The organism is Micromonospora sp. WMMC264, assembly GCF_027497275.1.
GTDB classification, from domain to species: Bacteria; Actinomycetota; Actinomycetes; order Mycobacteriales; family Micromonosporaceae; genus Micromonospora; species Micromonospora chalcea.
The window spans coordinates 5,507,148-5,533,868 of sequence record NZ_CP114907.1 but is presented as its reverse complement, the minus strand read 5'-3'; the positions used below and the strand labels follow the sequence as shown (position 1 = coordinate 5,533,868).

The following is a 26,721-nucleotide window of genomic DNA, read 5'->3' as shown; positions in this document are numbered from 1 at the left end:
CTATGGCGGAGACCGTGGTGCACGTGCTGCGGCACGGTGAGGTGCACAACCCGGACGGCATCCTCTACGGCCGCCTGCCCGGGTTCCGCCTCTCCGAGCTGGGCGTGCAGATGGCGAAGGCGGCGGCGCAGGCGCTCGCCGACCGGACCGTGGTGCACGTGGTGGCCAGCCCGCTGGAGCGCGCCCAGCAGACCGCCGAGCCGATCGCGGCGCAGTTCGGCCTCTCCGTCGGCGTCGACGAGCGGCTGATCGAGAGCGCGAACTGGTTCGAGGGCAAGAAGGTCTCGCCCGGTGACGGCTCGTTCCGCGACCCGCGCAACTGGTGGGTGCTGCGCGACCCGGTGACCCCGTCCTGGGGCGAGGCGTACCGGGCCATCGCCGAGCGCATGTTCGCCGCGCTGCACGCCGCCCGCGTCGCCGCCGAGGGCCGCGAGGCGGTGCTCGTGTCGCACCAGCTCCCGATCTGGACGCTGCGCCGGCACGTCGAGCGCAAGCGCCTCTGGCACGACCCGCGCCGCCGCCAGTGCGGCCTGGCCAGCCTCACCTCGTTCCACTTCGACGGCGCCAAGATCGTCGGCATCGGGTACTCCGAGCCGGCCGCCCACCTGGTGTCGATCTCGCCGACCGCCCGGACGGCCAAGGGGGCCTGATGCTCACCCGGAGGCTCGCCGCCGCCCTGCTCGCCGCCGTCACCGCCGGTACGGCGCTGGTCGGCTGCTCCTCCGGCAGCCAGGAGAGCCGGTGCGCGGCCGACGGCTCCGTCGTCACCTGCGCACCCGACCAGCGCTCGAAGACGCCGAAGGTCAGCGGTGAGCTGCTCACCGGCGGCGGCTACGACATCTCCCGCGACCGCGGCCAGGTCGTCGTGGTCAACTTCTGGGGCTCCTGGTGCGCGCCCTGCCGTGCCGAGGCGGACGACCTGGAGGACACCTACCAGGCCACAAAGGGCTCCGGCGTGACGTTCCTCGGCATCAACGTGCAGGACAGCAAGGACAAGGCGCTCGCCTTCGAGGAGGGCCGGGTCACGTACCCGAGCATCTTCGACCCGGCCAGCCGGCAGGCGCTCAACTTCGACATCCCGCCGAACACCACGCCGGCCACCGTCGTGCTCGACCGTGAGGGCCGGATCGCCGTGGTGATCCGCCGGGCCGTCACCCGCGACGAGCTGCGGCCGATCGTCGAGAAGATCGCCGCCGAGTCACCGGCGCCGAACGGCGCCCGCTGATGGGCGAGACGTTCCGCCAGCTCGCCGAGTCCGGCCCGCTGCTGTTCGCGGTGGGCGCGGCCGCACTGGCCGGGCTGGTGAGTTTCCTGTCCCCGTGCGTGCTCCCGCTGATGCCCGGTTACCTGTCGTACGTGACCGGCCTGGCCGGCGCCGACCTGGAGGGTGCAAGGAAGGGCCCCCTGTTAACGCCTTCGGTAGAGGAAGGGCCCCTTGTTAACAGCGGCGGCGCGAGTGGGGGCGGTGTGGGCGTCGCCGAGCGGGCGGCGCCGGCCCGGACCACCGCGGCCGTCAAGGGCCGGGTGCTCGCCGGCACGCTGCTGTTCATCGCCGGCTTCACAGTCGTGTTCGTCGCCACCGCGATCCTCTTCTCCGGCGTCGGCAAGCTCTTCTTCCGGTACGAGCGCACGCTGGAGATCGTCATCGGCGCGCTCGTGGTGGTGCTCGGGCTCGGCTACCTCGGGGTGATCCCCGGCATGCAGCGGGAGTTCCGCATCCGCTGGCTGCCCTCCGCCGGGCTGCTCGGCGCGCCGGTGCTCGGCGCGGTCTTCGCGCTCAGCTGGCTGCCCTGCACCGGCCCGACGCTCGGCGCGGTGCTCGGCATGGCGGCCACCGAGGGGGGCACCGACCGGGCCGTGGTGCTCGCCGTGGCGTACTGCCTCGGGCTGGGGATACCGTTCGTCGTCTTCGGGCTGGGCTTCCAGCGCCTGCTCGGGGTGTTCCGCGCCGTCCGGCGCAACAGCCGCTGGGTCACCCGCATCGGCGGGGCCCTGCTGATCGCGATCGGCCTGGCGCTGATCACCGGCGGCTGGGTGAACGTGGTGATCTGGCTGCAGACGAACGTGGGCGTGGGCGAGGTGAGCATCTGATGACGACCGTCGACGACCGGCCGTCGACCCCTCCGGCGCAGGCGCCCCGACGGCGGGTCAACCCGGTGCTGGCCCTGCTGCGCAACTCGTGGCGGCAGCTCACCAGCATGCGTACCGCGCTGATCCTGCTGTTCCTGCTCGCCGTCGCGGCCATCCCCGGCTCGGTGCTGCCGCAGCGCGGCGTCAACCCGGAGCGGGTCAACCAGTGGTTCGTGGACCACCCCGACCTCGCGCCCCGGCTGGACCAGATCGGCGCGTTCGAGGTCTTCGGCTCGGTCTGGTTCTCCGCGATCTACCTGCTGCTGTTCACCTCGCTGATCGGCTGCATCCTGCCCCGCGCCCGGGACCACGTCCCCGCGCTGCGGATGAAGCCGCCGGCCGCGCCGAAGCGGCTCGAACGGCTGCCCCAGCACACGGTGCTGGAGGCCCCGGCCGCCGCCGACCCCGAGGCGATCGCGGCGGTGCTGCGCGGCCGCCGGTGGCGGGTCACCGTGCGCGGCAACGAGGTCTCCGCCGAGAAGGGCTACCTCAAGGAGACCGGCAACCTGCTCTTCCACGTGTCGCTGGTCGCCGTCCTGCTCGGGGTCGCGCTCGGTTCCTGGTACGGATGGCACGGCAACCGCATCCTGGTCGCGGGCGAGGACAACGCCTTCTGCAACACCCGTCAGCAGTACGCCGAGGCGTCGCTCGGCCCGCGCGTGGACAGCGCCGACCTGCCGCCGTTCTGCCTGACGCTGGAGAAGTTCGAGGCCGACTACCTGCCGTCCGGGCTGGCGTCCCGCTACTGGGCCACGGTGACCGTGGACGAGCCGGGCGGCGAGGCGCGGACCGCCGGCTTCTCGGTCAACTCGCCGCTGCGGCTCGGCTCGGCGAACGTCTACCTGCTCGGCAACGGCTACGCGCCGCTGCTGAAGTACACCGACAAGTACGGCCGCAGCCAGACCAGCGAGGCGCCGTTCCTGCGTACCGGCGACTCCAACGCGACCGAGGAGGGCGTGGCGATCTTCCCGGACGCCAACGTCGACCCGAAGACCGGCGCGCGGGCCCCGGACCAGCAGATCGCCTTCGACGGGCTTTACCTGCCCACGGGGCCGGAGAGCGCGCCGTACGTGGCGTCGCAGTATCCGGCCGAGCGCAACCCGATGGTGAACCTGACCGCGTACCGGGGGAACCTCGGGATGGACGCCGGCATCCCCGGCTCGGTATACGCGCTGGACCGGCGGCAGATCGACGACGGCAAGCTCAAGGAGATCGGCACCAAGCTGCTGCGGCCGGGGGAGAAGTGGACCCTCGACGACGGCAGCACGCTGGAGTTCGTCGGCACCAAGCCGTACATCACGCTCGCGGTCCGGCACGCGCCCGGGCAGACGCTGCTGCTGGTGGCCAGCGGCACGCTGCTGCTGGGCCTGATGGGCTCGCTGTTCGCCCGGCGGCGACGGGTGTGGTTCCGGGTTTCGCCCCCGGAGGGTGGATCTCCGACGGGCGGTAGTAGTTTGGTGGAGGCCGGTGGGCTGCCGCGCACCGAGCACCCAGGGTTCGCCGACGAGTTCGCGCAGCTCGTCGCCGCGGTGAGCGGCGACGAGCCGGACGCGCGGCGGGCGCGAGAAGGAGACGAGTGATGTCCGCACTCTCCGACCAGCTGGTCGCGTACGCGATCCTGGTGTACCTGATCGCGATGATCAGCCACGCCGTGGAGTTCGCGCTGGGCAACGCGCGGAAGGTCCCCGCGGCCGCGCCCGCGCGGGAACTGGTCGGCGCGGGCGTCGGCGGCGCCGGCGGCACCGTCGACGAGCCGGCCGCGCCGCCGCGGCCGGACCACTCCGCCGCCCGGGCCGTGCTGGCCGGCCGGATCGCCGGCTGGCTCACCGCGGTCGCCGCCGCCGTGCACCTGGGCGCGGTGATCACGCGGGGCGTCGCCGCCGACCGGATGCCCTGGGGCAACATGTACGAGTTCGTGCTGACCGGCACCTGGATCGGTGTGGCGGCCTGGCTCGTGGTGCTCTGGAAGCAGCCGTGGCTGCGCCGGCTCGGGCTGTTCCTGACGCTGGTGATGGTGCTGCTGCTGGCGTTCGCCGAGCTGAAGCTCTACGTGCCGATCGAGCCGCTGATGCCGGCGCTGCAGTCGTGGTGGTTCATCATCCACGTCTCGACGATCATCTTTGCCTCGGGCCTCTTCCTGCTGGGCGTGGTGCCCGCTGCCGCGTACCTGATGCGGGCCGGCTGGGAGCAGGGGCGGCGCAGCTTCCCGTACACCCTGGCCCGCCGCCTTCCGGCGGCGGCCGGGCTGGAGCGGTTGACCTTCACGCTGCACGCCTTCTCGTTCCCGATCTTCACGTTCGCGGTGATCGCGGGCGCGATCTGGGCCGAGGCGGCGTGGGGCCGCGCCTGGGGCTGGGACCCCAAGGAGACCTGGGCGTTCATCTCCTGGGTGGTGTACGCGGGCTACCTGCACGCCCGGGCCACGCCGAGCGTGAAGCGCAACGTGGCGACCTGGATCTCCATCGTGGGCTTCCTGACCGTGATGATGAACCTGTTCGGCGTGAACTTCTTCTTCACCGGTCTGCACTCGTACGCCGGGGTGTAGTGGCCGGGCGCGCGCTCAGCACCTCGTCCACCCGGCGCGTGACCTGGTAGGCCACCTCCGGCAGGTCGGCCAGTTCGAGGCGGTCGGCCCGGAGCGCGAACTGGGCGTGCAGTTCGCGGGCCACCGCGTCGCGGATCTCTGCCTGGAGTGGGCTGAGGCCGTCCGGGTCACCCACCACGTATGCGTCGTCCATCCGCCGATGATGAACCGCCGTCGGCGATCCTGTCAGTGACGAATTCATCCGCCGAACCAGCCGGGGACGTCGAGGCGGAACACGTCGGCGGGAACCATCCGGCGCAGGTCGTCCTCGATGGCGGCGACCCGGTCCGCGCCGAGCGTGGCCGCCCAGCGGTCGCGTAGCTCGTCGAAGACCGCCGCCGAGCGGTGCAGCCCGTCGCGGCCCTTCGCGGTCGTCCGGACCAGCTTGCGTCGGGCGTCGGCCGGGTCGTCCACGCGTTCCAGGTAGCCGAGCGCGACCAGCCGGTCCACCGTCTTGCCCGCTGCCTGCTTGGAGACGCCGAGACGCTGGCCGAGGTCGGAGGCGGTGGTGCCGTCCGGGCCGACGGCCTGGAGGACGAACCCGTGGGCCGGGCGCAGCTCGGGGTGCCCCTGGCGGGCCAGCTCGGCGTGCAGGTCGTCGACGAGCGTACGGAAGCCGGCGAGCAGGAGCAGCGGCAGCGCGAAGCCGGGGCGGTCAGGCGTTGCCACGTTCGACAACCACGTTTACTATTTCGTCAACCACGTTGACCATCTTACGAGAGGGGCACAGTCATGTCCCGCTTCACCACGTACGAGCCGGACACCGCACCCGCCGCCGCCCGCCCGGTCATGGCCGGGGTACGCCGCACACTGGGCCACCTGCCCGCTGCCGTCGGCCTGATGGCGGGCTCACCCGAACTATTGAAGGGCTTCCTCGCCGCCAACGCCGCGTTCGAGGCGACCGACCTCGACCCGGTCGCCCGGGAGGTGGTCGTGCTCGCCGTCGCCACCCGCAACGGCTGCCACCTCTGCGTGGCCATGCACACCGCTACGCTCGTCCGGCACGCCGCCGCGCCGGAGCTGATCGAGGCGCTGCGGACCGGCGCGACGCTGCCCGACCCTCGGCTGGAGGCGCTGCGCCGGTTCACCGTCGCCGTCCTCGACCACCGGGGCGCGGTCCCCGACGCCGACCTCGACGCGCTGCTCGCCGCCGGGTGGCAGCGCCGGCACGCGCTGGACGTGGTGCTCGGCGTCGGCACGTACACCATCTCCACGTTCGCCAACCGGCTCACCGAGGCGCCGCTCGACGCGCCGCTGGCCGCGTACGCCTGGACGTCCGCGGCCTGAGCTGCGGGGTGTTAAGAAGGGGCCCCTCCTCTACGGGAGGCGTTAACAGGGGGCCCTTCCTTACCTCCCAGGAACGTGCGGGAGGATGGCGGCATGGCGGCTCGTGGCTTCCCGTACACCGATCTCAAGGACTTCCTCGCGGCGCTGGAGCGCGCGGGCGAGCTGCGGCGGGTGAGCGCGCCGGTCGACCCCACGCTGGAGATCAGCGAGATCGTCACCCGCACCGTCCGGGCCGGCGGGCCGGCGCTGCTGTTCGAGCGCCCCACCCGGGGCGAGATGCCGGTGGCGATCAACCTGTTCGGCACCGAGAAGCGGATGGCGATGGCGCTCGGGGTGGAAGACCTCGACGAGATCGGCGCGCGGATCGGCGACATGCTCAAGCCGGAGCTGCCGCAGGGCTTCTCCGGGATGATGGGTGGCCTCGGCAAGGTCATGCAGCTCAAGTCGATGCCGCCGAAGAAGGTCAAGACCGCCCCCTGCCAGCAGGTCGTCTACCGGGGCGACGACGTCGACCTGAACCGGCTGCCCGGGTTGCAGGTGTGGCCCGGCGACGGTGGGATCTTCCACAACTTCGGGCTGACCCACACCAAGCACCCGGAGACCGGCAAGCGCAACCTCGGGCTCTACCGGCTCCAGCAGCACAGCCACAACACGATCGGCATGCACTGGCAGATCCACAAGAACTCCACCGCGCACCACGCGGTCGCGGAGCGGCTGGGCGAGCGGCTGCCGGTGGCGATCGCCATCGGCGCGGACCCGGTGGTGGCGTACTCGGCCAGCGCGCCGCTGCCCGCCGACATCGACGAGTACCTGTTCGCCGGGTTCCTCGCCGGTGAGCGGGTCGAGATGGTCGACTGCCTGACCGTCCCGCTCCAGGTGCCGGCGCACGCGCAGATCGTGCTGGAGGGCTACATCGAGCCGGGCGAGCGGCTGCCCGAGGGCCCGTTCGGCGACCACACCGGCTTCTACACGCCGGTCGAGCCGTTCCCGGTGATGCACATCGAGTGCATGACCATGCAGCGCGACCCGGTCTACCACTCGATCGTCACGTCCCAGCCGCCGCAGGAGGACCACGGTCTCGGCAAGGCCACCGAGCGGATCTTCGCGCCGCTGCTGCGCTTCCTGATCCCGGACATCGTCGACTACGACCTGCCCGCCGCCGGTGTCTTCCACAACTGCGCGATCGTGTCGATCCGCAAGCGCTACCCGAAGCACGCGCAGAAGGTGATGAACGCGATCTGGGGCGCGCACATGATGTCGCTGACCAAGCTGATCGTGATCGTGGACGAGGACTGCGACGTCCACGACTACAACGAGGTCGCGTTCCGCGCCTTCGGCAACGTCGACTACGCCCGGGACCTGTTGCTCACCGAAGGCCCGGTGGACCATCTCGACCACGCCTCGTACCAGCAGTTCTGGGGCGGCAAGGCGGGCATCGACGCGACCCGCAAACTGCCCGAGGAGGGCTACACCCGGGGCTGGCCGGAGGAGATGCGGATGTCGCCCGAGGTGGTCTCACTGGTGGACAAGCGCTGGAAGGAATACGGGATCTGATGACGGCGGCGGTACAGGAACGGCCCGGCCGGGTCGCGTCCTTCCTCAAGCTCGTCGCCATCGAGCACTCGGTCTTCGCGCTGCCGTTCGCGTACCTGTCGGCGCTGACCGCCATGCAGCTCAACGGCGGCCGGGTGCGCTGGGGCGACCTGCTGCTGATCACCGTGGCGATGGTCGGCGCGCGGACGTTCGCCATGGCCGCGAACCGCATCCTCGACCGGCGGATCGACGCGCGGAACCCGCGTACGGCGAACCGGGAACTGGTCACCGGCGCGGTGAGCGTGCGGACGGCCTGGACCGGCGCGGCCGTCGCGCTCGTGGTGTTCCTGGCCGCCGCCGCCCTGCTCAACCCGCTCTGCCTGGTGCTCGCGCCGCTGGCCGTGGTGCCGCTGATCGTCTACCCGTACGGCAAGCGGTTCACCAACTGGCCGCACGCCATCCTCGCGGTGGCGCAGGCGGTCGGCCCGGTCGGCGCCTGGCTGGCGGTCACCGGCACGCTCGACGGCTCCGGCCCGGCCTGGCTGCTCGGCGCGGCGGTCGGCCTCTGGATCGGCGGCTTCGACCTGATCTACGCCTGCCAGGACTCGGAGATCGACCGGGAGATCGGCGTGCACAGCGTCCCCGCCCGGTACGGCCGGCGCTTCGCGCTGCACGCCTCCACCGTCGCGCACGTGGTGACGTTCGCGCTGTTCATCTGGTTCGGCGCGTGGGTCGGCTTCGGCTGGCTGTGGTGGATCGGGCTGGCGCTGACCGCTGCCGCCTTCGCGTACCAGCACCTGGTGGTCAGCCCGACCGACCTGAGCAAGGTCAACCGGGCGTTCTTCACCGCGAACGGCTTCGTCGGCATCGCGTTGTTCGTCCTCGCGCTGCTCGACCTGGTGATCCGGCTCGGCCTGCGGCCGTAACGGCAACGTCGGAACGCGGTCAGGACGCCGGGGTGACCGGATAGCGGGCGCTCTCCAGCGTCCAGTCCACGGTGCCGCGCACGGCGGCGGCCAGGCCGTCGAGGTGGACGGCGACGGCGTCGTCGAGCGTCGGGCCGAACGACGGCGCCGCCGCGCGGAGCGCCGCGAACCGGTCCATCTCGGCCCGCCAGTGCCCGGCCACCAGGTCGACCGCCGCCGGCAGCGGCACGCCCCGCTCGGCGGCCACCGCCAGCACCAGGTTGTGCCCGCCGCCGGTGGCGTGGTCGCGCTCCAGCGAGGCGATGTCGTTGAACCAGGACAGCAGGTCGTTCGCGAGGTCCGCGAGCCGCCGCAGCGCCGGGTGGTGGTAGACCGCGTCGGGCAGCGGGCGTCCGGACGCGAACTCGATGAGCGGGTACGACACGTACGCCGCCGAGGTGGCCCGGCGCAGCCGCACGTACTCGGCGACGCCCGGCGGACGGCCCGACCCGGTGGCGGTGGCCTCCCGGTGGACGCCGTCGAGGTGGTCGGCGACCGCGTCGGCGAAACGTAGCCGCCAGCGGGCCGGCATCCGGCGGCGGGGCTCCCGCCACGCCTGCACCAGCAGGCGGCGCAGCGGGCCGGAGAAGCCCGGATGGCGGGCTCGCGGACCTTCGCGCAGCAACGCGAGCGCGCCGTCGCGCAACGCGCGGATCTGCCCCGGCGTCAGCCCGTCCCGCCCGTCGCAGGCGTCGTCGACCAGGAAGAACCAGGTGAACAGCGCGGTCAGCACCCGCAGGTCCGCCTCGGTGGCGTCCGGGTAGAGGCGGCCGGCGTACCGGGCGAACCCGGCCCGCGCCAGCCGCCGTCGGGTGGCCGGGTCGGGCGGCAGACCGAGCCGGTCGACCAGTTCCACCAGCCAGCCCTGCACGTCGTCCGCGTACGGGGAGAGGCGGGGCGTGATGGGGCAGTCGGAGCGCAGCGCCCGCAGCACCGCCGCAGTCATCACCGGCCCTTCCCACGGAAGTGGATTTGCCGATCGAAGAATTTCACGCCGAGGGAACTCCCGTGAACCCTCTGGACATCCCGGGCGGGCCGCCCGAACGGGGGTCGTGGTCCGCCGCCCGCGGCGACCAGGCACGCTTGAGGGCATGCGCGAACCATGGGTGGTGGGTGTCTCCGGCGCCTCGGGCACGCCGTACGCGGCGGCGGTCGTCCGGGCGCTGCTCGACGCGGGCCAGGCGGTGGACCTGATCGTGTCCCGGGCGGCCCGGCTGACAGTGCTGGACGAGACCGGCCGGCCCTTCCGGGACGGGCACTGGGCCGAGGACCTGGCCGCCTGGCTCGACCGCGACCTCACCGGTGCGGACATCCGGCACTGGCCCGCCGGTGACCTGGCCGCCGGCCCGAGCAGCGGCTCCTATCGGGTACGCGGGATGGCGGTGGTGCCGGCCAGCACCGCCGCGTGCGCCGGCATCGCCATCGGGCTCTCCAAGGATCTGCTCCAGCGTGCCGCCGAGGTGAACCTCAAGGAGCGCCGCCCGGTAGTGGTGGTGCCCCGGGAGACCCCGGTGACCCGCAGCCACCTGGAGCACCTCATCGCGCTGCACGACGCCGGCGCCGTGGTGCTGCCGGCCAGCCCGGGCTTCTACGGCGCCGGGGCGGCGGCCTCCGCCGGGCAGCTCGTGGACTTCGTGGCCGGCAAGGTGCTGGACGCGCTGGGCGTCCCGCACACGCTGTTCCGCCGGTGGGCCGGCGAGCTGGCCGCCGGTCGCCGGGAACCCGGCCCGGCCTGACCGGACCCGGCGTACGACGAGCGGGGCGCGGCCTCGATCGGACCGCGCCCCGCACGTTCAGTACATGCCGGCGTTCGCCGGGCCGGGGCCGGTGGAAGCGGTCGGGCCCATGTTGCGGGCCTTGCCCATGTCCTCCGCCTCGTCCAGCATGCCCTCCCCCTCGAGCAGGGCCCGCACCTCGGATTCCCGAAACCGGCGGTGCCCTCCTGGAGTCCGGATACTGCCGATCCGGCCGGCCGCTGCCCATCTGGTCACGGTTTTCGGGTCAACCCGAAACAGCGCAGCGACCTCACCCGGTGTCAGCAGGCGATCTCCAGTGTCCACAGCCCCCTCCTCGCGTCGACGAAGCCCCCGGCTGAACACACTGCCCCCGGCCGGTGCGAGCCCAGAGCCGTCATGAGGGACGTATGGCAATTACAGCACCGGCTACCGGACGTGTCCGCCAAACGCGAAAAACGCACACACTGGGAAGTTAGGAAATGGTACCGGCGGAGAACCCCCGTGAGCGCACGTTTGTGATAGGCGCGGCCCGACCTCATCGTCGCCCGGTGGCCGCAGTGCCGGGCCCCGATCGAGATAGGGTCACTCTCCGTGGACACGATCGACCTGAGCCTTGTGGAGCTGTTGCGAGGCAACGCCCGTCTGTCGTACGCCGAGCTGGCCCGTCAGGTCGGCCTCTCCGCCCCGGCCGTGCACGAGCGGGTCGGCAAGCTGGAGTCCAGCGGCGTGATCCGGGCGTACCGGGCCGAGGTCGAGCCGGAGTCGATCGGGCTCGGCGTCACCGCGCTCATCGGCATCATCGAGGACTCCGACGCGGACACCGACGACGTGCTGGAGGCGTTCCGGCGCATCCCCGAGATCGAGTCCTGCTACTTCATGGCCGGCGTCGAATCCTTCCTGCTCAAGGCGCGGGTCGGCACGATCGCCGAGCTGGAGCAGCTGATCGTCCGGCTGAACCGGACGGCCGGCGTGGCATCCACCCGTACCAGCATCGCCCTGTCGACCAAGTGGGAGAACCGCCCGCAGCCGCTGGAACCGCCCACCGCCTGATCACTCTGGCCCCGGCGCGGGGATTGCGGTTACCGTGCGCCGATGACGATCTCGGGACGCGGCGCCGCAGTGGTCACCGGCGCGGCCGGCGGGCTGGGCCGGGCCATCGCCGTCGCGCTGCACGCCGACGGCTGGAACGTGCTGCTCACCGACGTCGACGCCGATGCCGTGGCGACCGCCGCCGCGCCGCTGGGTGGCTGGTCGCGCCCGCTCGACGTACGCGACGAATCCGCCTGCGCGGACGTGGCCGCCGAGGCGGCGGCCGTACCCGGCGGCCTCGGGCTCTGGGTGAACAACGCGGGCATCCTGGTCACCGGGCCCTCTTGGGCGCACGACGCCCCGACCCGGCGCGCGGTGGTCGAGGTGAACGCGCTCGGCGCGATGAACGGCACGCTCGCCGCCGTCGCGGTGATGCGCGAGCAGGGCCGCGGCCACGTACTGAACGTCGTCTCGCTGGCCGGGCTGATCGCCGCGCCCGGCGAGACGGTGTACGCGGCCAGCAAGCACGCCCTGCTCGCGTTCAGCCTCGGCACGCTGAGCGACCTGCGGATGGCCGGCGTCCGGGGCGTACACGTGTCGTGCCTGTGCCCGGACGGGATCTGGACGCCGATGCTGCACGACAAGCTGGACGACCCGGGCGCGCTGGCATCCTTCACCGGTTCGCTGCTCACGCCGGAGCGGGTGGCCGCGCGGGCCGTCCGGCTGGCCCGGCGGCCCCGGCCGGTGGTCAGCCTGCCGCGCTGGCGCGGCGCCCAGGTACGGCTGCTCGACGCCTTCCCCCGGCTCGCCCTGGCGCTCACCCCGGTGATCCGGGCCACCGGCCGGGCCGGTCAACGGCGGCAGGCCCGCCGGGTCCGGGAAAACCCGAGCCCACCTCGCTTGTAACGTTGCCGACGTGACTCATCTCGACCGGTGCGACGAGGCCAGCCGGCGCTGGGTGACCGAGGCGATCGCCGCTGTCGAGGCGGACGCCAACCGCTCCGCCGACACCCACCTGCTGCCGTTCCCGCTGCCCCGCGAGTGGGGGATCGACCTCTACCTCAAGGACGAGTCGGTGCACCCCACCGGCTCGCTCAAGCACCGGCTCGCCCGCTCGCTGTTCCTCTACGGGCTCTGCAACGGCTGGATCGGCCCGGACACCACCATCGTCGAGGCGTCGTCCGGCTCGACGGCGGTCTCCGAGGCGTACTTCGCGCGGATGCTCGGGCTGCCGTTCATCGCGGTCATGCCCGCCTCCACCTCGCCGGAGAAGATCGCCCAGATCGAGTTCCAGGGCGGGCGCTGCCACCTCGTCCAGGACCCGGCGAAGGTGGTGGTGGAGGCGCGCTGGCTCGCCGAGGACACCGGCGGCCGGTTCATGGACCAGTTCACGTACGCCGAGCGGGCCACCGACTGGCGGGGCAACAACAACATCGCCGAGTCGATCTACGCCCAGCTCGCGCTGGAACGGCACCCGGTGCCCGCCTGGATCGTCGTCGGCGCCGGCACCGGCGGCACCAGCGCCACCATCGGCCGCTACGCCCGCTACCGGCGGCTGCCCACCAAGCTCTGCGTGGTGGACCCGGAGAACTCCGCGTTCTACCCCGCCTGGCAGGCCGGCGACTGGTCGGTGTGCACCGGCCGCGGCTCCCGGATCGAAGGCATCGGGCGGCCCACCGTCGAGGCGTCCTTCCTGCCCAGCGTGGTGGACCGGATGGTGCAGGTGCCGGACGCCGCGTCGCTCGCCGCCATGCGGGCCGGCTCGGCGGTGCTCGGCCGCCGAGTGGGCGGCTCCACCGGCACCAACCTGTGGGGCGCGTTCGGGCTGATCGCCCAGATGCTGGCGGACGGACGTACCGGCTCGGTGGTCACGCTCATCTGCGACCCGGGCGACCGGTACGGCGACACCTACTACTCCGACGAGTGGGTGGCCGGGCAGGGCCTCGACCTCGCCCCGCACCTGGCCACCATCGACCGGTTCCTGACCGACGGCGCCTGGCCAGCTTGACCGGCGCCCCGGCTTTGGCGGCGGCGGACGTCAGCGCGGGTCGACCCGCTCGGCCAGCCCCGGATAGCGCACCACGAAACCCTCCGGGTCGACCTCCAGGTCGGCCGTGAACGTGCCGCTGGCGTACCGGACCCGGCCCGGGCCGAGCGAGGTGTAGACCTGCTCGGCCGGGATCACGGCCAGGCCGGGCAGCAGCACCCAGGCCACGGTCACCGCCGTCGCCATGTCGGCGGGCAGCCGCCCCAACCCGATCCGGCGGATCGGCATCGTGTTCGTCAGCGGGGACCCGCCCAGGTCGACGTCGAGCGCGTCGTCCAGCCGGCCCGGGTCGTCGGTGCCCGGCAACCCCGCCGGTGGGTGGCCCGCCGCGCTCAGCGCCGCGTCCAGGTCACCCTCCTCGCCGGTACGCACGCGCCACCCGTCCCGGCCCCGTTCCAGGCGTACGCTTCGCGACCAGCCCGCGCCCTCTGCCTCGACCTCCAGCTGGTCGGTCGACCAGTCGGGCGCGAGCGCCAGGCGGTAACGGCAGGTGTACGGGATCGGGTCCACGGCGAGTGCCACGCCCTGCGCGGTCAGCCCCTGCCCGCCGTCGAGCACGACGTGCTCGCAGCCGGCGGTGTCGGTCCGGGCCCAGAAGAGCGACTTCGGCATGGTCCGGACGTTACGCGACCCGGCGGCCAGCGGCAGCGGATGCGCGAACGCCGCCGCCGGCCGGATGGCCACTGACTACCCCTGCTCGTCGCCCTCAGTGGGGCGCGACGGCCGGTTGTGGCGGGCCCACTCGTCGACCTCGTCCGCGTCCCAGACGTTCATGCCGATCAGCCGGGCGAGCGGCTCGGGGAACCCGGGGCGGCGGGTGATCTGCAGGACCCGCTGACGCGATACGCCGAACAGGGCGGCCAGCTCACCGGGCCCGTACAGGCGTGGTCGTCTCACCCGACGAAGGTAGTCATGGTCGTGCCTCTTCGGGCTACTCGTCGTCGTCCGCCGGCCGGGGCGGCCGGTGCTCCCGGATGTACCGCTCCACGTCCCGCTTCAGCCAGACGGCGCCGACCGACAGCTCTTGATACGGCGCGGGGAATGCGGGATGCCGCCGGATCTCGCGGAATCTCGATCTGCCCACGCCGAGCATCTTCAAGATCTCACCGGCCGCGACGAGTTCGCCCGGTCCCGTCTCCTTGGTCACGACTTCGAAGGTAGGGAACGAGCCGACCTGGCGACATCCCGTCCTCACGCCGCGCACCTAGAACGGGAGCCGAAATCACCACAGACGCACTGCCGCCGCCGAGCGGGTGCTCGGCGGCGGCTGTGGCTGCGCTCAGATCAGTGGGTACGCGCCGGCGGTCGCCCGCCGAAGCCGCGCCGGTCGTCCCGGCCCCGCCCCTCGGCCCGGAAACCGCCGCTCCGGCGCTCGGCCGGGCGCGCGTCGCCCCGGTCACCGAAACGCCGCTCGGCGTGCGGGCGGTCCTCCTGGCGACGGTCACCGAAGCCACCCGGCCGGTCGTCGTACCGCCGCTCGTCGCGGTCGTACCCGCGCCCGGCCGCCGGCCGGTGCCGGTCCCCGAACGGGCGGTCGGCGCGCTCGCCGAAACGCCTGTCGTCGCGCTGGCCGCCGAAGCGGTCGCTGCGCTGGCCACGGTCGTCGGACCGCTGCTCGCCGAAGCTCCGGCCGTCGGACCGCCGGTCGCCGAAGCTCCGGTCGTCGCGACGCTCCGGCCGCCCGAAGCGGCGCTCGCCGCCACCGGCCCGCTCGCCCGAGTAGCGCTCGCCCGCCGGCCGGTCGCCGAACCGGCGGTCACCGCCACGGTCCGCGAACCGGTCGCCGGACCGCTCGCCCGCGGGCCGGTCGCCGTAGCGGCGCTCGCCCCGGCCGTCGCGGTCGCCGAACCGGCGCTCGCCACGGTCGGAGAAGCCGCTCCGGCCACCCCGGTCGAAGCCCCGGCCGTCCCGGTCGCCGAAGCGGCGCGGGCCGCCGCGCCGCGGCTCCGGCTCGTCCCGGACGGGTACGCCGCTGGGCTCGCGCGCGCCGGTCAGCTCGGCCAGTGCCTCGTCGCCCGCCCGGACCCGGGTCTCGGCCGGCTCGACGCCCGCCTTCTCCATCATGGCCAGCGTGGTGCGGCGCTGCTTGGGCAGCACGAGCGTCGCCACCGCGCCCGACTCGCCGGCCCGAGCCGTGCGGCCGGCCCGGTGCAGGTAGTCCTTCGGGTCCTTCGGCGGGTCCACGTGCAGCACCAGCGACACGCCGTCGACGTGGATGCCGCGGGCCGCCACGTCGGTAGCGACCAGCACGGGCGTGCGGCCCTCGCGGAACTCGGCGAGCGTCTTGGTACGCATTCGCTGGGTCTTGCCGCCGTGCAGCCCACCGGCCCGCACGCCGACGGCCGCGAGCTGCTCGACCAGCCGGTCCACGCCGAGCTGCGTACGGGCGAACAGCATGGTGCGGCCCTCGCGGGCGGCGATGGACGCCGCGACCGCGAACTTGTCGTGCGGCGGGATCAGCAGCAGGTGGTGGTCCATGGTGGACACGGCAGCGGTGGCCGGCGCGGTCGAGTGGGTGACCGGGTCGGTCATGAACCGCTTGACGAGCGTGTCGACGTCGTTGTCCAGGGTGGCCGAGAACAGCAGCCGCTGCGCGTCCGCCGGGGTCTTCGACAGAAGCTGGGTGACCTCGGGCAGGAAGCCCATGTCGGCCATCTGGTCGGCCTCGTCCAGCACGGTGATCTCGACGTCGTCGAGCCGGCATACGCCGCGCTCGATCAGGTCGCCGAGCCGGCCCGGGGTGGCCACGACGATCTCCACGCCGCGGCGCAGCGCGTCGATCTGCCGGTCGTACGGCACGCCGCCGACGGCGGTCTTCAGGAAGACGCCCACCGACTTGCCGAGCGGCACGAGGGCGTCGTTCACCTGCATGGCGAGTTCACGGGTGGGGACCAGGACGAGCGCGCGGGGGTGCAGCGGCCGGGCCCGGTTGCGGTCGGCGACCCGGGCGATCACCGGCAGGCCGAAGGCGAGCGTCTTGCCCGAGCCGGTCTGGCCCCGGCCGAGTACGTCGCGGCCCGCGAGCGAGTCGGGCAGGGTGGCCCGCTGGATCTCGAACGGGGTGGTGATGCCCTGGCGGGCGAGCGCCTCGACGAGCTGCCGGGGCAGGCCGAGCGACGCGAAGTCGACGGCGTCGGAGTTCGGGTCGACGGACGGGGACGTGCTGGATTCAGCGAACGTGGTCAAGAAATGCCTCTCGAGCGGGGCGCATCTTCGCGATGGCCCGCCGCGGCCTGTCACGCCGCCGAATCGCCCGCAAGATCGCCCATGAGCGCGCAATCGGGGCGCGCCAGGTCAGTAATCGGAGACAAGTGTACGGCGCTTCGCCCACTCCGCCACGGCAGCGCGAGGCGGTAGTGGGCGGGCTCACCCCCGTCACTCGACCGGCATGGCTCCGGTCAGGCCGCTGAGCGCGTCGTTGGCCAGGAAGACCACGAGCAGGCTGATCGCGATGAGCATGGTGAGCGCGACCGCCAGCACGATGATCACCTTGGCGTTGCCGCCCCGGGCCGCCGGGCTCTCCTCGGACCAGCCCTGGGCCAGGATGTGCCCGGTCAGCGAGCCGGAGTTCTCCAGCGGATTGCCCTGCGGGAACGACACGGTGGCGAAACCGGGTCCGTCCGTCCCGCCGCCGTAGACGGCGCCGGCGAGGTCCGTGCTGCCGGACTGCTGACGTACCGGACGGGTCGCGTCGACGTCGCGGGCCGGCGTGGCCGGCGGCGGCCAGGTCGGCAGCGCCGGCGCCGGGACCGCGGGCGGCGGCGGGGCGGAGACGGGCGCGGCGGCCCACGCCGGAGGCGACTCGGCGGAGGACGCCGGAGTGCCGGTCGTGGCCGGCGGCGCGGACGGGAAGGGCGTGGTGGCCGGCGCGGGCGGCACTGCCGAGCCGGCCGACGGCGTGGCGAACGACGGCGGGCCCGCGGTGACCGGTGGCGTGACGAACGACGGCGCGCCTGGGGTGGCCGACGGCGTGCCGAACGACGGGCCTGCGGTGGCCGGTGGCGCGGGGAACAGCGGCGCGGGCAGCGGGTTCGCCGCGGCCGTCATCGCCGGTGGTGGCGGGAACGGGGGCGCGGGCATCGGACCCGGTGGGGGCGGCGGCGGGGGCACCGCGGGTCCGGGCGGCGGCACCGGCGGCCCCGGTACGGGCGGAACCGGCCCCGGTGGGGTGGGCGCCGGCGCGGGCGGCGCGGGCGGCGCGGGCGCGGGCGGCGTGGGCCGGAACGGCGGCTCCGGCTCCGGCACCGGCGGCGCGGGCGACGGCGGGGTCGGACCCGGTACCGGGGTCGGCGCCGGCTCGGGCTCCGGACCGTGCGGGGCCGGGGGCTGCGCGGGCTCCGGCGGCTGGGCGGGCTCGGGCGGCTCCGGGTTCACCGGACCCGCCCGGTAGACGGTCGCGGCGGCGGGAGCGGTCACCACCGAGGCGGCGATCTCGTCGGCGGACACCCGGCTCAGGCCGGGTACCGCGGCGCTGGCCCGGGCGTGCGCCGTCCCGCCTTGCCCGGCCGGCTTCGCGGACAGCGCGGCATTGAGCCCGGCGGGCTTCGCGGACGGCGCCGCATCGAGGTCGGCGGGCTTCGCGGAGGGCACCGCACCCGGCCCGGCCGGTTGCTCGGCGAGGGCGGGGGACGCGGTGCCGGAGTCGGCGGACCCGGCTGCCGGGGCGCCGTCCCGGGGATCGGTGGCGGTGCTTCCGGCCGCGTTCTCCGGCCCGCCCGGCGCGGCGTCGCGGTCCGGTCGATCGTCGGTCGCGACCGCATCCGCGCCGGCGGCGTCCTCACCCGGCGTCTCGCCGCCCGCCGAAGTCGACGCGCCCGCCGGAGTGGACACGCCAGCCGGAGCGGCCGGTATGGACGAGTCGGCGGGAGCGGACACGGCGGGAGCGGACACGGCAGGCGGAACGGCCGGGGCAGCCGAGTCGGTGAGGGCCGTCGTCGTGGGCACGGGGACCCGGGCGGAACCGGAGACACGGGGAGCCGGGATACCGGCCGCCGGGCCGTCCGGCGTGGCCGGGGAGGGCGTACCCGCAGCGGGTGTGCTGATGGGGGCCTCGGGCGTCGCCGGGCGTTCGGCCACGGCGAAGGCGGACCAGGTCGACGGGGGAACTGTCGCGCCGGGCTGACGCCGGTCCAGCGGCGGGGCGTCCGCCGGGGTGCCCGCGCGGTACGTGGTGGGGCTCGACGGCGCCGCCGGCGGCTCGTCGCCGGCGGGAGGCGGTACGGCTGCCCCGGCGACGGTCACCCGTGCCCGCGCGACGGCCACCGGCCCGGGGCGGGCCGCTGCCGGGCTGTCGTCGGCAGGGTCGGCGGCGTCGGGCGTCGGTCCGGGGTGGACCTTCTCCGCCGGAACCTCGTGCTCGCCCATCTCGCCCCTCCGCACCTACGCTCGCCCCCGACCGTGGCGCCGGCCGAAAGTGCCTGGATCTCACCGTGCCATATTCCGGCCCGGGCGCACAGCCGGAGTGCGGGTTGGGTCAGTCGGCGCTGCCGCTGGCGCTGGCAGAGGCGCTGGCGGACGGGCTGCGCGACGGGGCGACGCTGCTGCTGCTCGGGGCGGCGCTGGTGCTCGGCGCGGCGCTCTTGCTCTCGCTCGGCGTCGGCGTCGGCTCCTCGGGCGGGCTGGGCGGCGTGCTGGGCGTCGGGCTGGAGGTCGTCGGGTCCGGCGTGGGCGTGGTCGGCCTCGGGGTGGTCGGCGTCGGCCTGGGGGTCGTCGGCGTCGGCTTCGGCGTGGTGGGCGTCGGCTTCGGCGTCGGGGACGACGGCGGCGGGGTGGTCGGCACGGGCGGCGGGGGAGCCGGGGTGGCCGGGGCGGCGACGGCTCCGATCACCCGGGTCGCGGCGTAGAGCCGGGACCAGCGGACCACCGAGATCTTGACGACGTCGCCGGTCCGGGGCGCCTCCACCATCTTGCCGTTGCCGATGTACATGGCGACGTGGTGGATGCTCGTCCAGCTGCTGCTGGAGGCGAAGAAGAGCAGGTCGCCGGGGAGCAGCGCGTTCGGTGAGACGGTGCGGGAGCGGGTGGCGTAGTACTGGTCCTTGGCGACCCGCGGCAGGCCCTTGTAGCCGGCCGACCGGTAGGAGGCAAGCACCAGGCCGGAGCAGTCGAACCGGTCCGGGCCCTCGGCGGCCCAGAGGTACGGGTCGCCGAGCTGGGCGAGGGCGTAGCGGACCGCGGCGAGCGCCTTGGGGTCCGCCGCCAGACCGTCGATGCTCTGGTTGACGACGTACGAGCTGCCGAGCTGCTGCTCGGCGGCGTCGGCCAGGCGCTCGATCTCGAGCAGCTTGGCGGCGTTCTCCTTGCGCAGCGCGACGAGCGTCGTCTCCTGCTTGCGCAGGTCGGTCTCGGCGCGGGTGAACTCGGCGGCCTTCTCGGTCGCCCGGCGCTGGGCCGAGTCGTGCGCCTCCCGGGCGATCCGCTCGGCGTTCGTGGCCCGGAGGAGTTCGCCGGTCACCGACGTGGTGGCGCCCTCGGCCTTGTCGCCCCGGGTGATGCGCTGGAGGTTGGCGAAGTCACGCAGGCTGGCGCCGAACTCGCCCGGCGGCAGCGCCGCGTCGGCCTTGACCGCGTCGGCGGCGGCGCTCTTCGCGTTCTCCTGGGCCCGGGTGAGCGCGTCCTGGGCCTCCTTGAGCCGGGCGGCGGACTGGGTCAGCTCGGCCTGTGCGGCGTCCCGCTCGCCCTTGATCCGCAGCATTTCCTCGCCCAGCAGCCCGACCTGGGCGTCGAGCTGGTTGATCTGCGCGATCAGCGGGCCGTCGGCGGGGTTGGTGACGCCGGTGGTGCCGCCCGGCAGGCCCGGGACGGTTGCTCCGGGCACGCCCGGAACGCTGCCGGGCAGGCCGGGGACGCTGCCGGGCAGTTGCAGGGGGCCGGTGACCTGGGGGCGGGAGCCGGTGCTGGGCACGGTGTCGGGCAGCGGGTCGGCCCAGGCCGGGGTGGCGAGCGCCGCCGCCGCGACCGCACCGAGGAGGGCGGACCAGAGGGCCGGACGCAGGACCGGTGAGATCACCGGCTGCCGGCCTCGTCGCCGCCGGGCCTTGGTGCTGTCGGACATTCCGCTCCCCGTCCGGTCTGGTGCCCGCCACGCGAGGTGGGGCGTGTCAGGACAGGACGGCACTGGTGTGTGTTCCGCCCCACCCTGTCTTACCTCACCGTCGCAGCGATGTCGATGTGCGGAGAGTGACGGCGGGTGAACTGGCTCGACCACGTCGGCGGCTGGTCGGACCCGCGACGTACGCTCGATCGGGAACCCAGGGGGAAGGACGTGGCTTTCGGATGGACGCCGGACTCAAGCGCGAACTCGAAGCGAAGGTGTACGCCGGGGAGCGGTTGACCCGCGAGGACGGCATCGCCCTCTACGACAGCGACGACCTGACCTGGCTGGGCCGGCTGGCCCACCACAGGCGTACGGAGCTCAACGGCGACCGGGTGATGTTCAACGTCAACCGGCACCTGAACCTGACGAACGTCTGCTCGGCGTCGTGCGCGTACTGCTCGTTCCAGCGCAAGCCGGGCGAGAAGGACGCCTACACGATGCGGATCGACGAGGCGGTCCGTAAGGCCAAGGAGATGGAGGACGAGCAGCTCACCGAGCTGCACATCGTCAACGGCCTGCACCCGACGCTGCCCTGGCGCTACTACCCGAAGGTGCTGCGGGAGCTGAAGGCCGCGCTGCCGAACGTCAACCTCAAGGCGTTCACCGCGACCGAGGTGCAGTGGTTCGAGAAGATCAGCGGGCTCACCGCCGACGCGATCCTCGACGAGCTGATGGACGCCGGCCTGGAGTCGCTGACCGGCGGCGGCGCGGAGATCTTCGACTGGGAGATCCGCCAGCACATCGTCGACCACAACTGCCACTGGGAGGACTGGTCGCGCATCCACCGGCTGGCCCACTCCAAGGGCATGAAGACGCCGTCGACCATGCTCTACGGCCACATCGAGGAGCCCCGGCACCGGGTCGACCACGTGCTGCGGCTGCGCGAGCTGCAGGATGAGACCGGTGGCTTCCAGGTCTTCATCCCGCTGCGCTACCAGCACGACTTCGTCGACTCGGCTGACGGCAAGATCCGTAACCGGATCCAGGCCCGCACCACGATGGCCTCGCCGGCCGAGTCGCTGAAGACGTTCGCGGTCTCCCGGCTGCTGTTCGACAACGTGCCGCACGTCAAGTGCTTCTGGGTCATGCACGGCCTGTCGGTGGCTCAGCTCTCGCTGAACTTCGGCGTCGACGACCTGGACGGCTCGGTCGTGGAATACAAGATCACCCACGACGCCGACTCGTACGGCACGCCGAACACCATGCACCGAGACGACCTGCTGCACATGATCTGGGACGCCGGGTTCCGCCCGGTCGAGCGGAACACCCGCTACGAGATCGTGCGCGAGTACGACGGTCCGCCGTCGCTGGCGGAGCGCCGGTCCGAGCCGCAGCAGGTCTGGGCCTGAGCGGGCGATGAGCGGCGAGGAACAGCAGCGCGCCTTCCCCCGGCGTGACGCCGAGGGGCGCATCCTGACCCTCGGTGACCTGCTCGGCGTGAGCCTCGCCGGCCTGGTCATCGGGGTGCTGGCGCTGCTGGTCTTCGAATGGGCGTTCGCCACCATCGGCGACAGCGGCTTCGGGGGCACGAACGGCTGGCTGGCGGTGATCCTGCCGCTCTGGTTGTTCTGGGACGAGTTCCGGGCCTGGGAGTTCGGCGCCGCCCGGGTGGTGGCGGCGCTGGCCGGCATCGCGCTCGGCGTGCTCGCCGGTCTGCTGGCCGCCGGACTGGCCTCGGGGCTGCCCGCGCTGTTCACGGGAGCGTTGGCCGCGGCGGTGTTCACCGTGGTCTACGCGGTCGTCTGGTTTCATGGCGTGCACTGGCTGGCCCGGCGTACGGGCTGAGGCACGAAGAGAGTGGGAATGCGGGAATGAGCGCGGCGCTCAAGTACACGCTGGGCCGGATCGGGCTGTTCGTCGTCGTGCTGGCGGCCCTCTGGTTCGTCGACATGAACATGTTCCTGCGGCTGATGCTGGCGCTGATCTTCTCCGCCACGCTGTCGTTCTTCCTGCTCAAGGGCCTGCGGGACCAGATGGCCGGGGAGATGGCGGAGGCGGCCGAGCGGCGCCGCGTGGAGAAGGACCGGCTGCGCTCCGCGCTGGCCGGTGAGGACCAGGCCGAGCCGGACGGCGAACGCCGCGACAGCTGAGCGGACCGGCGGGGCCCGGCGCGCGACGTCGCGCCGGGCCCTTCGCCGTTCACCAGCCGGTCGAGCGGTTCACCGGATGGTCGAGCCGCTCACCAGTTGGTCGAGCCCGGGACGACCGGCCACGGCCGGTCGACCGGCTTGATCAGGTACGCGATGCCGCCCGAGCCGGAGGCCACTGTGCCGTTGGCCCGGTAGCGCTTGGTGCGCAGCCAGATCTGCTCGAACTGCTCCCGCTTGTAGACGTTGCGCACCGCCTCGTTCGAGGAGGACGCGGGGTCGTTGACGATCACGTCGCCCTCGGCGGTGAAGCCGACGATCACGAACAGGTGCCCGGCGGTGCCGTAGTTGGCCCCGTCCAATTCGCTGGCGAGGAACGACTGCGAGGTGACCACCGGGATGCCGGCCTTGATGAAGCGTTCCGCCTCGTCCAGCGAGTGCAGCCGGGTGACCCGGCCCTCCAGGCCGGGGAAGCTCGCCGCGTACGCGGTGTTGAACGGCCAGTTGCCCGCGCCGTCGTACTCGTAGTCGTAGGTCATCCGGGCGGCGTGGTCGACGGTCGGGTCGGGGTAGGCGGGGTCGACCCAGGAGGTGTCCTCGGCCGAGGGCTTGCGGCCCCAGTACTCGACCACCATCTCCGTCGAGGTGGGGGAGCACCACGCCTCGCCGCCGCCGTTGTACTCGGGGTACTCGCCGATGTGGACGTTCTGCGAGTAGCGCGGCACGGCCAACTCGGTGCCCCAGGCGATGCCGCCCCGGCTCGGGGTGACGGTGAACCGGTCGGGCACGTTCGACGCCATCGCGCCGACCATCCGCACCTGCGGCGCGGCGGCCTGGCCGGGCGCGCGGTAGAGCGTCAGCCGCAACTGGTACGAGCGCAGCAGCACTCCGGCGTCGGCGTCGTCGATCGAGAACGTGTCGGTCCAGATGCTCGACCAGGGGTCGCCCTGGCCGTCCAGCGTGGACCGCTTGATGTCCTGGTCGCCGGAGGCCCAGCGGCCCATGACGAACCACGGGGTCTGCGCCCCGGTGTTGTACGTGCCGTGCAGCTCGACCTGGATCCAGGTGCCGGCCGGGGTGGCGGCGTTCCAGGACGCGACCATCTCGCTGGCGTCGAAGCCGATCCGCCGCTCGGGCGAGGTCCAGGTGGCGTACTCCCAGGTGCGGGTCGTGCCGGTGTGCTCGTCGGTGAACTCGGTGGTGCCCACCGGGCGGTCGATGGTCAGCGCGGGGTGGCGGCCCGGTACGGCGCGGGTGCCCTGGTGGGAGCCGCTGCGCCAGTCGGGGAAGCGGGAGAACTCCTGGAACGTGATCTGTTCGTCGTGTGTGACGCCCGGCCGCGGGGCTTGTGCCTGGGCCGGTGCGGTGGTGCCGAGGAGGGTGAGCGCGGTGAGGCCGGCGAGGGCGGCCGCGCGCATGGGTCGTCCGAACATGGCAGCTCCACGGGGAGACGGCATCGTTGCCGTTCACTGTCGCGCCTGGCGGGAAGTTTCGCCAGATGTTCAGGCATGGAAAATCATTGCCGAAGTGACGATCAGGTCGGGATGACTAAAGGAAGAGACAGATATTGATATGACCATGTGTCTCCTGGTGGAGTGTGCGGACAACGGGAGCTCTCCCGTACCCCCAGGAGGTTGTCCATGGCCTTCCGCACCTCTCCGTTCCGCCGCCGGCTGGCGCTCGCCGCCGCCGTCGGCCTGACCATCGTCAGCGCGGCCGCCGCGCCCGCCGTCGCCCGGCCCGCGCCGGAAGGCTCCGGCGAGCCGGCCACCGTCGCGTACCGGGTGCTCGGCCCCCGCACCGCCGCGGACCGCACCGCGGTCGCCGGCACCGGCGCCGCCATCGACTACTCCGAACACGGTGTGTTGCACGTCACGGCCACCAAGGCCGAGGCGAACGCGATCACCCGGCTCGGGTTCCGGCTCGAGAAGGACGTCGTGCCGGAGCACGACCACGCCGACGGGGGCATGACCGCCAACGCGTTCCCGCCCGCCGACTCGAACTACCACGACTACGCCGAACTGACCGCGGTGGTGAACAAGGTGGTCGCCGACCACCCGACCATCGCGCGGAAGCTGAGCATCGGCACGTCCTACCAGGGCCGGGACCTGATGGCCGTGAAGATCTCCGACAACGTCGCCACCGACGAGGCGGAGCCGGAGATCCTGTTCAACGCCCAGCAGCACGCGCGTGAGCACCTGACCGTCGAAATGGCGATCTACCTGCTCAACCTCTTCACCGACAACTACGGCAGCGACTCCCGGATCACAAACATCGTCAACACCCGGGAGATCTGGATCGTCCCCACCGTCAACCCCGACGGCAGCGAATACGACATCGCCACCGGCTCCTACCGCTCCTGGCGCAAGAACCGGCAGCCCAACAGCGGCTCCACCGCCGTCGGCACCGACCTGAACCGCAACTGGGGCTACCAGTGGGGCTGCTGCGGCGGCTCGTCCAGCTCGAAGTCGTCGGACACCTACCGGGGCCCGTCCGCCTTCTCCGCGCCGGAGACCGCGGCGCTGCGCAACTTCGTCAACAGCCGGGTCGTCGGCGGGGTGCAGCAGATCAAGGCGAACATCGACTTCCACACCTACTCGCAGCTGGTGCTCTGGCCGTACGGGTACACGTACAACAACACCGCCACCGGGATGAACACCGACCAGTACAACACCTTCGCCACCATCGGACGGCAGATGGCGGCGACCAACAACTACACCCCGGAACAGTCGAGCGACCTCTACATCGCCGACGGCACCAGCATCGACTGGATGTGGGGCGCCCACAAGATCTGGGCGTACACCTTCGAGATGTACCCCGGCTCGGCCTCCGGCGGCGGCTTCTACCCGCCGGACGAGGTGATTCCGGCGCAGACCTCACGCAACCGGGAGGCCGTGCTGATCCTGTCCGAGTACGCCGACTGCCCGTACCGGGCGATCGGCAAGCAGAGCCAGTACTGCTGACCTCACCACCGGGTGGGAACCCCGGTTCCACCCCCGCCGGGGTTCCCACCCACCCCCACCGTCCGGACGATCTCCGCTGGTCGTGCGCTACCGTGGCACCGACCGTGCCACAGCGAAGCCGGTGCGAAACCGGCGCTGTCCCGCAACTGTGATGCCCCGTACGCGCGGCGTCGGCCTCCCGCCGGCGCCGACGGACGTGGGACGAGCCAGGTCGCCTGCGGCCCGGTCGCGACACGCGCTCTCGAGGAAGGGCGCCTCGCGGACGGGCCTCTCTTCCTGTCGGCGAAGCACCACACTCCTCGACCGACAGGAGGCTTCATGTCCCGACGTACCCCCCGGCTCTTCGCCACCGCGCTCGCGGCCGGCGTGCTGCTTCTCGGCGGTTGCGCCGAGAAGACCTCGACCGACACCCCCGCCGCCGGCGCCTCCGGCGGCGCGTTCCCGGCCACCGTCGGCAAGCTGACGCTGGAGAAGCGGCCCGAGAAGATCGTCTCGCTCTCGCCGACCTCCACCGAGATGCTCTTCGCCATCGGCGCCGGCAAGCAGGTCACCGCCGTCGACGACCAGTCGAACTACCCGGCCGACGCGCCCCGCACCGACCTGTCCGGCTACCAGCCGAACGCGGAGGCGGTCGCCTCCCGCAACCCCGACCTGGTGGTGATCTCGGACAACCTCAACAAGATCGCCGACCAGCTCGTCGCGCTGAAGATCCCGGTGCTGCAGATCCCCGCCGCGGCCACGCTCGACGACACGTACCGGCAGCTCACCGACCTGGGCACGCTCACCGGCCACCGGTCCGAGGCCGAGGCCGTGGTGCAGAAGATGAAGGACGACATCACCGCGCTGACCAAGGACCTGCCCAAGCGCACCGAGAAGCTGACCTACTTCCACGAACTGGGTCCGGAGCTGTACACCGCGACCAGCAAGACGTTCATCGGCACCATCTACGCGCTCGCCGGGCTGGAGAACATCGCCGACCCGTCCGACGCCGACGGGAAGAACGGCGGCTACCCGCAGCTCTCCCAGGAGGTCATCGTCAAGGCGAACCCCGACTTCGTCTTCCTGTCCGACACCAAGTGCTGCAAGCAGAACGCCGACACGGTGAAGGCGCGCAGCGGGTGGGCCGGCATCAACGCGGTGAAGAACAACCAGATCGTGGAGCTGGACGACGACATCGCCTCGCGCTGGGGGCCGCGCGTGGTCGACCTTCTCAAGGTCATCGTCGACGCCACCGCCAAGGTTCCGGCCTGACAGTGGCCCTACG

At 72.7% G+C, this 26,721-nt stretch carries 27 protein-coding genes, 1 pseudogene and 1 riboswitch; of the genes and pseudogenes, 17 read left to right on the top strand and 11 right to left on the bottom strand.

The window, feature by feature from the left end; translation table 11 throughout:
- Positions 1 to 2: 2 nt before the first annotated feature.
- Genes O7542_RS24410 through ccsB form a run of 5 tightly spaced genes read left to right on the top strand, consistent with a single transcriptional unit; the run spans position 3 to position 4,675 of the window.
- Positions 3 to 650 carry a histidine phosphatase family protein gene (locus tag O7542_RS24410; RefSeq protein WP_013283542.1) on the top strand — a complete coding sequence of 216 codons (648 nt, stop codon included), beginning with the start codon at positions 3 to 5 and terminating at the stop codon, positions 648 to 650.
- The gene (locus tag O7542_RS24405; RefSeq protein ID WP_030500717.1) at positions 650 to 1,225 is read left to right on the top strand and encodes a TlpA disulfide reductase family protein; all 576 of its coding nucleotides are present in this window, start codon (positions 650 to 652) and stop codon (positions 1,223 to 1,225) included. Before O7542_RS24410 ends, O7542_RS24405 begins: the two co-directional genes overlap by 1 nt.
- The gene (locus O7542_RS24400) at positions 1,225 to 2,091 is read left to right on the top strand and encodes a cytochrome c biogenesis protein CcdA (RefSeq protein ID WP_043327404.1); all 867 of its coding nucleotides are present in this window, start codon (positions 1,225 to 1,227) and stop codon (positions 2,089 to 2,091) included. Before O7542_RS24405 ends, O7542_RS24400 begins: the two co-directional genes overlap by 1 nt.
- Positions 2,091 to 3,710, top strand: coding sequence for a cytochrome c biogenesis protein ResB (locus O7542_RS24395; RefSeq protein ID WP_281605254.1), 1,620 nt, complete (start codon positions 2,091 to 2,093; stop codon positions 3,708 to 3,710). Before O7542_RS24400 ends, O7542_RS24395 begins: the two co-directional genes overlap by 1 nt.
- Complete coding sequence (gene ccsB / locus O7542_RS24390) at positions 3,710 to 4,675, top strand: c-type cytochrome biogenesis protein CcsB (protein ID WP_064448403.1); 966 nt, start codon at positions 3,710 to 3,712, stop codon at positions 4,673 to 4,675. The genes O7542_RS24395 and ccsB overlap by 1 nt, the downstream gene beginning before the upstream one ends.
- Here the strand turns inward: ccsB and O7542_RS24385 are convergent.
- Together O7542_RS24385 and O7542_RS24380 are read right to left on the bottom strand one after the other, a co-directional pair.
- On the bottom strand, positions 4,644 to 4,868 hold the full coding sequence (locus O7542_RS24385; RefSeq protein ID WP_043327397.1) for a hypothetical protein: 225 nt from the start codon (positions 4,866 to 4,868) through the stop codon (positions 4,644 to 4,646). The two genes, ccsB and O7542_RS24385, sit on opposite strands and share 32 nt — an antisense overlap.
- A gap of 44 nt (positions 4,869 to 4,912) precedes the next feature.
- The gene (locus O7542_RS24380; RefSeq protein ID WP_113972218.1) at positions 4,913 to 5,383 is read right to left on the bottom strand and encodes a MarR family winged helix-turn-helix transcriptional regulator; all 471 of its coding nucleotides are present in this window, start codon (positions 5,381 to 5,383) and stop codon (positions 4,913 to 4,915) included.
- 63 nt (positions 5,384 to 5,446) lie between these two features.
- On the opposite strand from O7542_RS24380, the gene O7542_RS24375 reads away from it, so the two are divergent.
- The 3 genes from O7542_RS24375 (at position 5,447) to mqnP (ending at position 8,460) form a co-directional block, all read left to right on the top strand.
- A complete protein-coding gene (locus tag O7542_RS24375; protein WP_064448404.1) occupies positions 5,447 to 6,001 on the top strand; it encodes a carboxymuconolactone decarboxylase family protein in 555 nt (184 codons plus the stop codon).
- Positions 6,002 to 6,094: 93 nt separating this feature from the next.
- Positions 6,095 to 7,555 carry a menaquinone biosynthesis decarboxylase gene (locus O7542_RS24370; protein ID WP_043327390.1) on the top strand — a complete coding sequence of 487 codons (1,461 nt, stop codon included), beginning with the start codon at positions 6,095 to 6,097 and terminating at the stop codon, positions 7,553 to 7,555.
- Positions 7,555 to 8,460 (top strand): menaquinone biosynthesis prenyltransferase MqnP, encoded by a 906-nt coding sequence (mqnP, locus tag O7542_RS24365; RefSeq protein ID WP_043327388.1) that lies wholly within the window; start codon positions 7,555 to 7,557, stop codon positions 8,458 to 8,460. Before O7542_RS24370 ends, mqnP begins: the two co-directional genes overlap by 1 nt.
- Before the next feature lie 19 nt (positions 8,461 to 8,479).
- Here the strand turns inward: mqnP and O7542_RS24360 are convergent, their stop codons facing one another.
- Entirely contained in the window at positions 8,480 to 9,445 is a 966-nt protein-coding gene (locus tag O7542_RS24360) for a terpene synthase (RefSeq protein WP_210870549.1), read from the bottom strand.
- 145 nt (positions 9,446 to 9,590) lie between these two features.
- On the opposite strand from O7542_RS24360, the gene O7542_RS24355 reads away from it, so the two are divergent.
- Positions 9,591 to 10,235: a UbiX family flavin prenyltransferase gene (locus O7542_RS24355; RefSeq protein ID WP_030500727.1), complete on the top strand. Its 645-nt coding sequence runs from the start codon at positions 9,591 to 9,593 to the stop codon at positions 10,233 to 10,235.
- A 57-nt stretch (positions 10,236 to 10,292) separates the two neighbouring features.
- Here O7542_RS24355 and O7542_RS24350 read toward each other — a convergent pair whose 3' ends face one another.
- Complete coding sequence (locus tag O7542_RS24350; RefSeq protein ID WP_013473529.1) at positions 10,293 to 10,559, bottom strand: BldC family transcriptional regulator; 267 nt, start codon at positions 10,557 to 10,559, stop codon at positions 10,293 to 10,295.
- Between the two features lie 267 nt (positions 10,560 to 10,826).
- On the opposite strand from O7542_RS24350, the gene O7542_RS24345 reads away from it, so the two are divergent.
- The 3 genes from O7542_RS24345 to O7542_RS24335 are packed head-to-tail and all read left to right on the top strand — an operon-like array spanning position 10,827 to position 13,272.
- Positions 10,827 to 11,285 carry an Lrp/AsnC family transcriptional regulator gene (locus O7542_RS24345; RefSeq protein WP_030500728.1) on the top strand — a complete coding sequence of 153 codons (459 nt, stop codon included), beginning with the start codon at positions 10,827 to 10,829 and terminating at the stop codon, positions 11,283 to 11,285.
- Between the two features lie 42 nt (positions 11,286 to 11,327).
- The gene (locus O7542_RS24340; protein ID WP_281605253.1) at positions 11,328 to 12,170 is read left to right on the top strand and encodes an SDR family oxidoreductase; all 843 of its coding nucleotides are present in this window, start codon (positions 11,328 to 11,330) and stop codon (positions 12,168 to 12,170) included.
- A gap of 10 nt (positions 12,171 to 12,180) precedes the next feature.
- Positions 12,181 to 13,272, top strand: coding sequence for a PLP-dependent cysteine synthase family protein (locus O7542_RS24335; RefSeq protein ID WP_281605252.1), 1,092 nt, complete (start codon positions 12,181 to 12,183; stop codon positions 13,270 to 13,272).
- Between the two features lie 30 nt (positions 13,273 to 13,302).
- Here the strand turns inward: O7542_RS24335 and O7542_RS24330 are convergent, their stop codons facing one another.
- From O7542_RS24330 to O7542_RS24305, 6 genes are all read right to left on the bottom strand, one after another.
- Positions 13,303 to 13,923, bottom strand: coding sequence for a putative glycolipid-binding domain-containing protein (locus O7542_RS24330; RefSeq protein WP_210884426.1), 621 nt, complete (start codon positions 13,921 to 13,923; stop codon positions 13,303 to 13,305).
- A gap of 75 nt (positions 13,924 to 13,998) precedes the next feature.
- The gene (locus O7542_RS24325; RefSeq protein ID WP_064448409.1) at positions 13,999 to 14,208 is read right to left on the bottom strand and encodes a hypothetical protein; all 210 of its coding nucleotides are present in this window, start codon (positions 14,206 to 14,208) and stop codon (positions 13,999 to 14,001) included.
- Positions 14,209 to 14,242: 34 nt separating this feature from the next.
- On the bottom strand, positions 14,243 to 14,458 hold the full coding sequence (locus O7542_RS24320) for a hypothetical protein (RefSeq protein ID WP_036311366.1): 216 nt from the start codon (positions 14,456 to 14,458) through the stop codon (positions 14,243 to 14,245).
- 137 nt (positions 14,459 to 14,595) lie between these two features.
- Positions 14,596 to 16,497, bottom strand: a complete 1,902-nt coding sequence (locus tag O7542_RS24315; protein ID WP_281605251.1) for a DEAD/DEAH box helicase — start codon at positions 16,495 to 16,497, stop codon at positions 14,596 to 14,598.
- Between the two features lie 189 nt (positions 16,498 to 16,686).
- The gene (locus tag O7542_RS24310; protein ID WP_281605250.1) at positions 16,687 to 18,675 is read right to left on the bottom strand and encodes a hypothetical protein; all 1,989 of its coding nucleotides are present in this window, start codon (positions 18,673 to 18,675) and stop codon (positions 16,687 to 16,689) included.
- Between the two features lie 109 nt (positions 18,676 to 18,784).
- Positions 18,785 to 20,365: a C40 family peptidase gene (locus O7542_RS24305; RefSeq protein WP_281605249.1), complete on the bottom strand. Its 1,581-nt coding sequence runs from the start codon at positions 20,363 to 20,365 to the stop codon at positions 18,785 to 18,787.
- Positions 20,366 to 20,586: 221 nt separating this feature from the next.
- On the opposite strand from O7542_RS24305, the gene mqnE reads away from it, so the two are divergent.
- The 3 genes from mqnE to O7542_RS24290 are packed head-to-tail and all read left to right on the top strand — an operon-like array spanning position 20,587 to position 22,497.
- Positions 20,587 to 21,756 (top strand): aminofutalosine synthase MqnE, encoded by a 1,170-nt coding sequence (gene mqnE, locus O7542_RS24300; RefSeq protein WP_043327375.1) that lies wholly within the window; start codon positions 20,587 to 20,589, stop codon positions 21,754 to 21,756.
- Positions 21,757 to 21,763: 7 nt separating this feature from the next.
- Positions 21,764 to 22,192: a hypothetical protein gene (locus O7542_RS24295; RefSeq protein WP_043327373.1), complete on the top strand. Its 429-nt coding sequence runs from the start codon at positions 21,764 to 21,766 to the stop codon at positions 22,190 to 22,192.
- A gap of 26 nt (positions 22,193 to 22,218) precedes the next feature.
- Positions 22,219 to 22,497, top strand: coding sequence for a DUF4229 domain-containing protein (locus tag O7542_RS24290; protein ID WP_069088699.1), 279 nt, complete (start codon positions 22,219 to 22,221; stop codon positions 22,495 to 22,497).
- Between the two features lie 89 nt (positions 22,498 to 22,586).
- Here O7542_RS24290 and O7542_RS24285 read toward each other — a convergent pair whose 3' ends face one another.
- On the bottom strand, positions 22,587 to 23,927 hold the full coding sequence (locus O7542_RS24285; protein WP_069088698.1) for a C39 family peptidase: 1,341 nt from the start codon (positions 23,925 to 23,927) through the stop codon (positions 22,587 to 22,589).
- Positions 23,928 to 24,134: 207 nt separating this feature from the next.
- Between O7542_RS24285 and O7542_RS24280 the strand changes: the two are divergent.
- Positions 24,135 to 25,454: pseudogene (locus O7542_RS24280) on the top strand (M14 family metallopeptidase); the annotation flags it as partial.
- Positions 25,455 to 25,574: 120 nt separating this feature from the next.
- A riboswitch (cobalamin riboswitch) is annotated at positions 25,575 to 25,668 on the top strand.
- A 107-nt stretch (positions 25,669 to 25,775) separates the two neighbouring features.
- Positions 25,776 to 26,708: an ABC transporter substrate-binding protein gene (locus O7542_RS24275; protein ID WP_043327365.1), complete on the top strand. Its 933-nt coding sequence runs from the start codon at positions 25,776 to 25,778 to the stop codon at positions 26,706 to 26,708.
- Positions 26,709 to 26,721 lie beyond the last annotated feature (13 nt).

Excerpts from the sequence above, each read along its gene's own strand:
- O7542_RS24310 (WP_281605250.1), bottom strand. The coding sequence starts at position 18,675 with ATGGGCGAGCACGAGGTTCCGGCGGAGAAGGTCCACCCCGGACCGACG.
- O7542_RS24370 (WP_043327390.1), top strand. The coding sequence starts at position 6,095 with ATGGCGGCTCGTGGCTTCCCGTACACCGATCTCAAGGACTTCCTCGCG.
- O7542_RS24305 (WP_281605249.1), bottom strand. The coding sequence starts at position 20,365 with ATGTCCGACAGCACCAAGGCCCGGCGGCGACGAGGCCGGCAGCCGGTG.
- mqnP (WP_043327388.1), top strand. The coding sequence starts at position 7,555 with ATGACGGCGGCGGTACAGGAACGGCCCGGCCGGGTCGCGTCCTTCCTC.
- O7542_RS24360 (WP_210870549.1), bottom strand. The coding sequence starts at position 9,445 with ATGACTGCGGCGGTGCTGCGGGCGCTGCGCTCCGACTGCCCCATCACG.
- mqnE (WP_043327375.1), top strand. The coding sequence starts at position 20,587 with ATGGACGCCGGACTCAAGCGCGAACTCGAAGCGAAGGTGTACGCCGGG.
- O7542_RS24385 (WP_043327397.1), bottom strand. The coding sequence starts at position 4,868 with ATGGACGACGCATACGTGGTGGGTGACCCGGACGGCCTCAGCCCACTC.
- O7542_RS24290 (WP_069088699.1), top strand. The coding sequence starts at position 22,219 with ATGAGCGCGGCGCTCAAGTACACGCTGGGCCGGATCGGGCTGTTCGTC.
- O7542_RS24295 (WP_043327373.1), top strand. The coding sequence starts at position 21,764 with ATGAGCGGCGAGGAACAGCAGCGCGCCTTCCCCCGGCGTGACGCCGAG.
- O7542_RS24405 (WP_030500717.1), top strand. The coding sequence starts at position 650 with ATGCTCACCCGGAGGCTCGCCGCCGCCCTGCTCGCCGCCGTCACCGCC.
- O7542_RS24375 (WP_064448404.1), top strand. The coding sequence starts at position 5,447 with ATGTCCCGCTTCACCACGTACGAGCCGGACACCGCACCCGCCGCCGCC.
- O7542_RS24410 (WP_013283542.1), top strand. The coding sequence starts at position 3 with ATGGCGGAGACCGTGGTGCACGTGCTGCGGCACGGTGAGGTGCACAAC.
- O7542_RS24330 (WP_210884426.1), bottom strand. The coding sequence starts at position 13,923 with ATGCCGAAGTCGCTCTTCTGGGCCCGGACCGACACCGCCGGCTGCGAG.
- O7542_RS24285 (WP_069088698.1), bottom strand. The coding sequence starts at position 23,927 with ATGTTCGGACGACCCATGCGCGCGGCCGCCCTCGCCGGCCTCACCGCG.
- O7542_RS24355 (WP_030500727.1), top strand. The coding sequence starts at position 9,591 with ATGCGCGAACCATGGGTGGTGGGTGTCTCCGGCGCCTCGGGCACGCCG.
- ccsB (WP_064448403.1), top strand. The coding sequence starts at position 3,710 with ATGTCCGCACTCTCCGACCAGCTGGTCGCGTACGCGATCCTGGTGTAC.
- O7542_RS24275 (WP_043327365.1), top strand. The coding sequence starts at position 25,776 with ATGTCCCGACGTACCCCCCGGCTCTTCGCCACCGCGCTCGCGGCCGGC.
- O7542_RS24400 (WP_043327404.1), top strand. The coding sequence starts at position 1,225 with ATGGGCGAGACGTTCCGCCAGCTCGCCGAGTCCGGCCCGCTGCTGTTC.
- O7542_RS24340 (WP_281605253.1), top strand. The coding sequence starts at position 11,328 with ATGACGATCTCGGGACGCGGCGCCGCAGTGGTCACCGGCGCGGCCGGC.
- O7542_RS24395 (WP_281605254.1), top strand. The coding sequence starts at position 2,091 with ATGACGACCGTCGACGACCGGCCGTCGACCCCTCCGGCGCAGGCGCCC.